This window comes from Falcatimonas sp. MSJ-15 (assembly GCF_018918265.1).
Classification (GTDB): Bacteria; Bacillota; Clostridia; order Lachnospirales; family Lachnospiraceae; genus Falcatimonas.
The window spans coordinates 1-3,199 of the sequence record NZ_JAHLQC010000041.1; the positions used below are offsets into that span (position 1 = coordinate 1).

The window sequence follows — 3,199 nt, forward strand, 5'->3', positions numbered from 1 at the left end:
AGAGGAAGCGTAAGAGCAGTAACCGACCAGACAGGAACAGTAACCGACAGATACAGTTATTCACTATATGGAGAGAGAACTCATGATACCGGAGACGGAGACCACATCTTCGGATACTGCGGAAGAGACGGAGTAATAACCGAGAGAGACGGACTGCTCTACATGAGAGCAAGATACTACAGCCCGGAACTAAAGAGATTCATAAGCGCCGACAGCGTAATAGGCAATCTCTCAAGCACACCAAGTCTTAACCGTTACGCCTACGTCAATGGAAACCCAGTAACGCAGATAGATCCATTCGGACTAAGTGCCGAACCTGGAACGAAAAAGGCAAAGAAAAACATAAACTGGCGAGAAGCAGTTCACGATGCATTAGACATAGCAGGAAGCATAACAGGCTATGGAGATATATGCGATGCAGTAAATGCAGTGCTATATCTTACAGAAGGAGATTATATAAATGCAGGACTTAGTGCATTAAGTATAATCCCCGGAGCCGATGCCTTTACAAAGACAGGTAAGGCAAGCAAAGTACTTGGCAACGGAATAGTTGAAAGTGGACTAAAACACCTTGACAACGTGGCAGATGGAATCAAGAAGCTTGTAAAGAAAGCAGACGATGCAATAGACCTCGAAAAACACCTGCCGAAGAAACTGCTGACAGAAGAAGCCGAAGCATTTGCAAAAAAAGCAGATAAAGTTGCGGATGATGTAGTAGAGGATGCGGCGAAGGCGATAAAGGGTGGTAGTTCTTCAATTAATTTACCTGAATATGATGGAAAGACAACACATGGAGTATTGGTTTTAGACGATGGAACACAAGTACCGTTTTCATCTGGAAATGCAAATCCTAATTATAAAAATTATATACCAGCTTCGCATGTTGAAGGTAAATCTGCAATTTATATGCGAGAAAATGGAATTAATAATGGTACTGTTTTTCATAATAATACAGATGGAACATGTCCATATTGTGATAAGATGTTACCAACATTACTTGAGGAAGGCTCAACATTAACGGTTGTTCCACCAGCAAATGCAAATGCTCCAAAACCAAGTTGGGTTGACACGGTGAAAACATATATTGGAAATGATAAAATACCAAAAAAGCCTAAGTAGGAGGAAGTTTAATGATAGTATATGAGTTTAATGGTAAAAAAGTGTGTAATAATTTAATCGAATTACAAGAGGTATTAAAACACAGGTCAAAAGGGAATAGTAATGAATTTGAGTTGAGGACGGAACTGGAATATCCATTTCTCACAATATTGATAAAAGAAGAGCTAGCATGTGTGCATTATTTTAAAGATGAAAATGATTGTGGTCATTATGCATATACAGACAATAATGGATTAGAAGAAGAGTATGTTGTTTTTAATATTGGCTCTGAAAATGCGGAAACAGAAATATCTAAAGATTTAGTGATTTCTGTTGAACAAGCGTATATTGCAGCAATAGATTTTTTTGAAACATGTGAAATGTCAAAAAGAATGAAATGGTTTGAATTGTAAGTAGATTTGAATTAACCGTAACACCTCCCCAAAAGGCTGGTTAGTTGTGAAGATTAATTTAGAGACCTTTCTAGGGAAAAATTTGTCATTTAGGTGCATATAAGGGCATCTAAAATCAAAACTGAATATTTTTTAAGACTTAGAACGCATTGTTTCATGGTACTTGGTGCTGTGAAGACAATGCGTTTTTGGTAAAAAATAATCTCGGAAAACGGTATTTGAGATATAAAAATCGGTCAAAAAAGTGGTAATCCATTTTCAGACAGAAGAAGTGGAAGCATTTGCAAAAAAGCAGATAAAGTGGCAGATGATGTAGTTGAGGATACGGCGAAGGCAATAAAGAGTGGTACTTCTTCAATAGTTGATAAAGAAAAATGCACTTTTATTATAAAAGATTGGTCAAACTATCCAGATGATTACGTTCCAGTTTCTGATATAAATAATAAAACAGCAATTCAATCACAAGTTTATAGAAGATATGTAACACCTTGGTGGAATAAAATACGAGACGAAGTAAAGAAAGGATTGAACTAATAAGATGAATATACAAGAAATAATCAAAACAATAGGAACTAATGAATCAATAGGTTTATCAGAGAAGGATATTGCAGATTTTGAAAAAGAAATAAATTGGAATTTTCCAACAGATTATAGAGAAATATTAAAAGCTGTAGATGGTGGATATGGTAAAATAGGTAACTTTTATATTGATTTCTGGAATCTAAATGATATTATTTTTTATTATGAGGATATAGAAGATTTAGATGGGTTAATTCCTTTTGCATCAGATGGATGTGGTATTGCTTTTGCGTTTGATAAAAAAAGCGAAGAAATAGTATCAATTCCAATGGACTGCCTAGAAAGAAATTATGCAAAAATAATTGCTGTTAATTTTGGCGATTTTGTAGATAAATTATGTTCGCATAACTTGCAGTATTAGAGAAATTAAAAATGAGTCTAGATAAGATAATAAGAACAATAGATGAATTGTACGAGAAATATGGAGTTGAGAAAATATTCTACGTTGATATGGAAACAGAACAGATTATACGAGGCATGAAAGGTATATTAGCTAATCTTGATTTGAACAAACAGAAATCTTACACGAAGGAAGATGCGGAGTTAATCAAAGATATATATGGCTTGTGCTGTTGAAAGTATAAAGAATATTTTAAATAAGGTCTCCACTTAAGGATATCCGAAATCAAAACTGAGTATTGTTCCATCAAAGATGCAGAACGCATTGTTTTCATGGCACTTGGTACTGTGGAGATGATGCGTTTTCTGTATGATATCTGTCGAAAACTAAACACAAAAGGCGGTATTTCAGACACAAAAATTGGTCTGAAAAGCAGTAATACATTTACAGATTTTCTTCATTATACAGGTAATTTTAAGAGATGTTTTTCTGTATATTCAAATCGTTGTACACTCAGACCAAAGTGTCGGACAAAGTTTTCAGACTATGCTGGAAAGCCATACGGTATTGGCATTTTCGCTAATGGAGCAGTATAGTTGTTCCACGGAACTGATGTTTTTATAAGTGCTTGGAAACTTTATGACAAAGCCGGAAGAACAACACAGTATACATATGATGCATACGGCAACTGTACATCAGTGACAGATGCACAGTCACACACATCATATACAGAATACGATCTGTGTGGAAGAATAACAAAAAGCACAGA

General features: G+C 35.2%; 7 protein-coding genes. All 7 read left to right on the forward strand.

Features of this window, described 5'->3' with window-relative positions; translation table 11 throughout:
* Window positions 1-1,119: DddA-like double-stranded DNA deaminase toxin (locus KQI85_RS16090; RefSeq protein ID WP_216577045.1), on the forward strand; the 1,119-nt coding region annotated here is incomplete at its 5' end.
* An 11-nt stretch (window positions 1,120-1,130) separates the two neighbouring features.
* Window positions 1,131-1,511 carry a hypothetical protein gene (locus KQI85_RS16095; RefSeq protein WP_216577046.1) on the forward strand — a complete coding sequence of 127 codons (381 nt, stop codon included), beginning with the start codon at window positions 1,131-1,133 and terminating at the stop codon, window positions 1,509-1,511.
* A 300-nt stretch (window positions 1,512-1,811) separates the two neighbouring features.
* The gene (locus tag KQI85_RS16100; RefSeq protein ID WP_216577047.1) at window positions 1,812-2,045 is read left to right on the forward strand and encodes a hypothetical protein; all 234 of its coding nucleotides are present in this window, start codon (window positions 1,812-1,814) and stop codon (window positions 2,043-2,045) included.
* Window positions 2,046-2,049: 4 nt separating this feature from the next.
* The gene (locus KQI85_RS16105) at window positions 2,050-2,451 is read left to right on the forward strand and encodes an SMI1/KNR4 family protein (protein ID WP_216577048.1); all 402 of its coding nucleotides are present in this window, start codon (window positions 2,050-2,052) and stop codon (window positions 2,449-2,451) included.
* Between the two features lie 11 nt (window positions 2,452-2,462).
* Window positions 2,463-2,666, forward strand: coding sequence for a hypothetical protein (locus tag KQI85_RS16110; RefSeq protein WP_216577049.1), 204 nt, complete (start codon window positions 2,463-2,465; stop codon window positions 2,664-2,666).
* 96 nt (window positions 2,667-2,762) lie between these two features.
* The gene (locus KQI85_RS16115; protein WP_216577050.1) at window positions 2,763-3,026 is read left to right on the forward strand and encodes a hypothetical protein; all 264 of its coding nucleotides are present in this window, start codon (window positions 2,763-2,765) and stop codon (window positions 3,024-3,026) included.
* A partial coding sequence (locus KQI85_RS17095; protein WP_371820694.1) for a hypothetical protein occupies window positions 3,027-3,199 on the forward strand: 173 nt, incomplete at its 3' end.